This is a genomic window from Bradyrhizobium sp. (assembly GCF_016462955.1).
Classification (GTDB): Bacteria; Pseudomonadota; Alphaproteobacteria; order Rhizobiales; family Xanthobacteraceae; genus Bradyrhizobium.
Genome location: NZ_JAEMSD010000618.1, coordinates 386 through 3494 on the forward strand (window position 1 = coordinate 386; position 3109 = coordinate 3494).

General features: G+C 67.4%; 4 protein-coding genes. All 4 read right to left on the reverse strand.

The window, feature by feature from the left end; all coding sequences use genetic code 11:
* The coding region (locus tag JHD07_RS35580; protein WP_291630700.1) for an ATP-binding cassette domain-containing protein at positions 1 to 413 on the reverse strand (413 nt) is incomplete at its 3' end.
* Between the two features lie 2 nt (positions 414 to 415).
* Positions 416 to 1111 (reverse strand): molybdate ABC transporter permease subunit, encoded by a 696-nt coding sequence (gene modB, locus JHD07_RS35585; protein WP_291630702.1) that lies wholly within the window; start codon positions 1109 to 1111, stop codon positions 416 to 418.
* A 13-nt stretch (positions 1112 to 1124) separates the two neighbouring features.
* On the reverse strand, positions 1125 to 1910 hold the full coding sequence (modA, locus tag JHD07_RS35590; protein WP_291630704.1) for a molybdate ABC transporter substrate-binding protein: 786 nt from the start codon (positions 1908 to 1910) through the stop codon (positions 1125 to 1127).
* Between the two features lie 231 nt (positions 1911 to 2141).
* Positions 2142 to 3086, reverse strand: a complete 945-nt coding sequence (mepA, locus tag JHD07_RS35595; protein WP_291630706.1) for a penicillin-insensitive murein endopeptidase — start codon at positions 3084 to 3086, stop codon at positions 2142 to 2144.
* Positions 3087 to 3109: the final 23 nt, after the last annotated feature.

Below are 3109 nucleotides of genomic sequence, written 5' to 3' on the forward strand. Positions count from 1 at the left end.
GCGACCGTGCGCAGCGAGATGCGTGTGCGCCGTGCGACGGCGAGCGCGCCGATGTCGAGCAGGTCCACGACCCGCTTGTGTTGCGCGGGATCCGGCGCAAGGCCGTTCATCCGCCGTCCATAGTCGAGATTCTGCGCGACGCTGAAATGCGGAAACAGCCGCGCGTCCTGGAACACATAGCCGATGCGGCGGCGATAGGTCGGCACATGAATGCCGGCGGCGGTGTCGTCGACGGTTTCGCCGTCGATCACGATGGTGCCGCGGTCGGGCCGCAGCAGCCCTGCGATCATGTTGACCAGGGACGTCTTGCCGGCGCCCGAGGCGCCGAACAGGCCGATGGCACGGCCTTCGCTGGCGAAGGATGCCTGCAGGGAGAATTCGCCGAGCTGCTTTTCGATGTCGACGCGCAGCATGGTCAGTTTCCGTGCAGCCGCGCGGTGGCGCGGCGGGCGAACCACTCGGCGGCAATCAACGCGCCCAGCGCCAGCACGATCGAGACGATCACCAGCCGTCCCGCAGCGGCGTCGCCGTCCGGCGTCTGGATCAGCGAATAGATCGCCGAGGATATCGTCTGGGTCTCGCCGGGAATGTTGGAGACGAAGGTGATGGTGGCGCCGAACTCGCCGATGGCCTTGGCAAAGCCCAGCACCATGCCGGCGAGCACGCCGGGCAGCGCCAGCGGGAGTGTCACCGTGAAGAATACTTTCCACGGCGCGGCGCCCAGCGTCTCGGCCGCCTGCTCGAGCCTGCGGTCGATCGCCTCGATCGACAGCCGCATCGGGCGCACCAGCAGCGGAAACGCCATCACGCCGCAGGCGAGCGCAGCACCGGTCCAGCGGAACGAGAAGACGATGCCGAGATGATCGGCGAGAAAGCCGCCGACGAGGCCCTTGCGGCCGAAGGTCAGAAGCAGGAGATAACCGGTGACGACCGGCGGCAGCACCAGCGGCAGGTGCACCATGGCGTCGAGCAGCGACTTGCCCCAGAAATCATGGCGCGCGAGCAGCCAGGCCAGCGCAATGCCGAACGGCGTTGCCACCAGCGTTGCGATGACGGCGACCCTGAGCGAAAGCAGGATCGCCGTCCATTCGGCGGGAGAGAGGTCCAGCATCAGGTCGAGGATATCAGGTGGTGGGACTGACCAGGAACTTGAAGCCGTATTTTTCCAGGATGGTCTTGGCCGCCGTCGAGCGCAGGAAGGCGAGATAGTCGTTCGTCTCCGGCTTGGCCGTCGCGGTCGCGGCGACCGGATAGACGATGGCGGGATGCGAGTCCGCCGGGAAGGTGCCGACGATCTTCACGCCGGGCTCGACCTTGGCGTCGGTCGCGTAGACGATGCCGAGGGCCGCCTCGCCGCGTGCCACCAGCGTCAGCGCCGCGCGCACGCTCTCGGCCATGGCGAATTTCGGCTCGGCGGCCTGCCAGGCGCCGAGCTTTTCGAGCGCAGCCTTGGCGTATTTGCCTGCGGGCACCGACTTGACGTCGCCGGTCGCGATCCTGCCGTCGCCGGCGAGCGTGGCGAGATCGAAACCTTGCGCGATCGTCACGCTGTCGATCCTGGAATCCTTCGGCGCGATCAGCACGATGCTGTTGCCGAGCAGATTGACCCTGGAAGCCTCGTTGATAGTCTTCTTCGAGATCGCATAGTCCATCCAGTCGGTGTCGGCGGAGACGAACACGTCCGCCGGCGCGCCTTGCTCGATCTGCTTGGCCAGCACCGAGCTTGCGGCATAGCTGACGCTGAACTTGACGCCGGTCCTGGCGGTGTAGGCGGCGTCGATCTCGTCGAGCGCGTTCTTCATCGAGGCGGCGGCGAACACGGTGATGGTCTTGTCCTGGGCGCTCGCAGGCGAGAAGCTCGCGCCGGCCAGGATGACGAAGGCGGTGAGAAGTCCTGCAATACGAATCATAAATAGCGCTCCGTGCGAGCTTGCGCGGACGATGCACGCGCAAATCTGGCGTTGACGGTTTGATGCGACGAGCGGACGCGCTGTTCCACGGCGCCACGGTGGCTTACGGCCAGCGTGGGATATCGCAACTGCGAAGATAGCAGGCCCGTTCGGAAGGTCAAACCAGATGCGTCATCCCGGGCTCGCTTCACGCCCCGGGACGACGGCGGTGGGCGAGGCGATAGCTTGCCCTTACGGCTTCGCGTCGCCCGCGTGCAGCACCGCCTTGCAGGCTGCCGGCATCTGCGCCAGCGTCATCGGCGGCTTCGGCTTGGGCGGCTCGGGCGGCGGCTTGGGGTGCAGCACCGCGTCGGAGAACCAATAGGCGAGATCGGCGGGCTTGCAGCCCTCGTCCTCGGCTTGGGACGGCTGGCTCTCGCATTCAGCGGCGCCCGCCGGGCAGCGCATGCGGATGTGGAAGTGGTAGTCGTGGCCCCACCAGGGCCGGATCTTGGACAGCCAGGCGCGGTCGCCCTTGGCCTCGCGGCACAGCGCCTTCTTGATCGCGGCGTTGACGAAGATGCGCTGCACGGCGGGTTCCCGCGCCGCATCGCGCAGCACCAGGACATGGCCAGGCGTGAACACCTTCGGATCGACGTCGAGCCGGTCCGGCCGCACCATCATCACCGCCGACATCTCCTCGCGTTCCTCGCGCGAAAGCCGGCGGTCCGGCATCGGCGTCAGCCAGATGTCGGCATCGAGGCCAATCTGGTGGCTGGCATGGCCCGACAGCGCCGGCCCGCCGCGCGGCTGGGCGATGTCGCCGACGAGGATGCCGGGCCAGCCTGCGTCCTTGTGCGCCTTCGCGGCGAGCCGCTTGATCAGCGCGATCATGTCGGGGTGACCGTAGCTGCGGTTGCGCGACAGCCGCATCACCTGCCAATGCGCGCCGGTGACCGGAATCTGCTCCGCGCCGCCGATGCAGCCCCGCGTGTAGGAGCCGATCACGTGGGCGGGTCCCTTCGACGGCAGCAGCTTTCGCGCGAACAGCTCCTTGGCGGCCACGTCGGGGTCGTTCGGATTGGCCAGCGGCGGCAGCGGCTTCGGGGTCACGCTGCCCTTGTCCTGCGCCAGCGCGTTGCCGGCGGTCAGGAAGGCGAGCAAAAGCAGGAGGATGGTGATGCCGCGGCGACTCATGCGACGCCCTTATAGCCCAAGAT

Bases quoted from the DNA above. Each gene is read 5' to 3' on its own strand.
- mepA (WP_291630706.1), bottom strand. From the start codon at position 3,086: ATGAGTCGCCGCGGCATCACCATCCTCCTGCTTTTGCTCGCCTTCCTG.
- modA (WP_291630704.1), bottom strand. From the start codon at position 1,910: ATGATTCGTATTGCAGGACTTCTCACCGCCTTCGTCATCCTGGCCGGC.
- modB (WP_291630702.1), bottom strand. From the start codon at position 1,111: ATGCTGGACCTCTCTCCCGCCGAATGGACGGCGATCCTGCTTTCGCTC.